This window comes from Deinococcus pimensis DSM 21231, assembly GCF_000519345.1.
Taxonomy (GTDB): domain Bacteria; phylum Deinococcota; class Deinococci; order Deinococcales; family Deinococcaceae; genus Deinococcus_A; species Deinococcus_A pimensis.
This window is the reverse complement of sequence record NZ_KI912630.1, coordinates 53,927-54,766: the sequence shown is the minus strand read 5'-3', so window position 1 is coordinate 54,766 and position 840 is coordinate 53,927. Positions and strand designations below refer to the sequence as shown.

2 protein-coding genes are annotated in these 840 nt (G+C 72.6%); one reads left to right on the top strand and one right to left on the bottom strand.

Annotation, left to right across the window (positions count from 1 at the left end):
• Nucleotides 1-253: 253 nt before the first annotated feature.
• Nucleotides 254-592, top strand: coding sequence for a hypothetical protein (locus DEIPI_RS0104135; protein ID WP_027480949.1), 339 nt, complete (start codon nt 254-256; stop codon nt 590-592).
• A 59-nt stretch (nt 593-651) separates the two neighbouring features.
• Here the strand turns inward: DEIPI_RS0104135 and DEIPI_RS28380 are convergent.
• Nucleotides 652-840 (bottom strand): zinc-binding dehydrogenase (locus DEIPI_RS28380; RefSeq protein ID WP_045233612.1); only part of this gene is annotated, 189 nt, incomplete at its 5' end.

Sequence of the window (840 nt, the reverse complement as noted above, 5' to 3'; positions counted from 1 at the left end):
GCGCGAGCGCCTCGCCGCGTCGGTGCGCGGCGTCGCGGGAGACGCCCGCGAGCTCCTGCTCGTCACGGGAGAGTTCGGGCGGGACCAGGTCTCCACGCGGGGCGCGGGCGAGGGCGACGTGTCTGGGTCGGACGGCGGGCCGCTCGGTCATGCGGGGAGTATACGCGCCCTTCCGCGCACCACGCGGACCTGTCTGGACAGGCTGGCGGCTTCGCCATCCTGCCGTCATCCACGTCCGGCTACCGTGAGCCCCATGAAGAAGATGCTGATGCTGATGCTGGCCTCCGCCCTCGCCGCCACGAGCTGCGCCCCGCGCTACGACGCGCAGAGCGCGAAACCCGACGCGCAGCTCAGCTGCGACGAGATCCGCACCGACATCTCCCGCGCGCAGAGCGTGAAGGCCGAGGCGCAGGGCAACAAGGGCATCAGCGGACAGAACGTCGCCTGGGCGCTGTTCTTCTGGCCCGGCATCATCCTCAACGAGACGAACAACAGCGACGTCATCCGCCGAGCCGACGAGCGCATCGAGACGCTCAACCGTCTCGCGGTGGCGAAGAACTGCCCGGCGCCCACCCCCACCGCCGCGAAGTAACCGTCACCGAGTCCGGCCCCGGAGCGCGCCTCCGGGGCCTCCTGGCTGCCGGGCGAGGGTCAGTCGACGGTCACGACGACCTTGCCGCGCGCCTCGCCGCCCTCCGCGTAGCGGTGCGCGGCCTCGATCTCCCCGAGGGTGAAGGTGCGGTCCAGGGGGATGCTCAGCTCGCCCGCGTCCACGAGCCGCGCGAGGGAGGCGAGGTCGTGGCCGCGCTCGCGGGTCATGACGCCCGCGAAGCGCGGCCC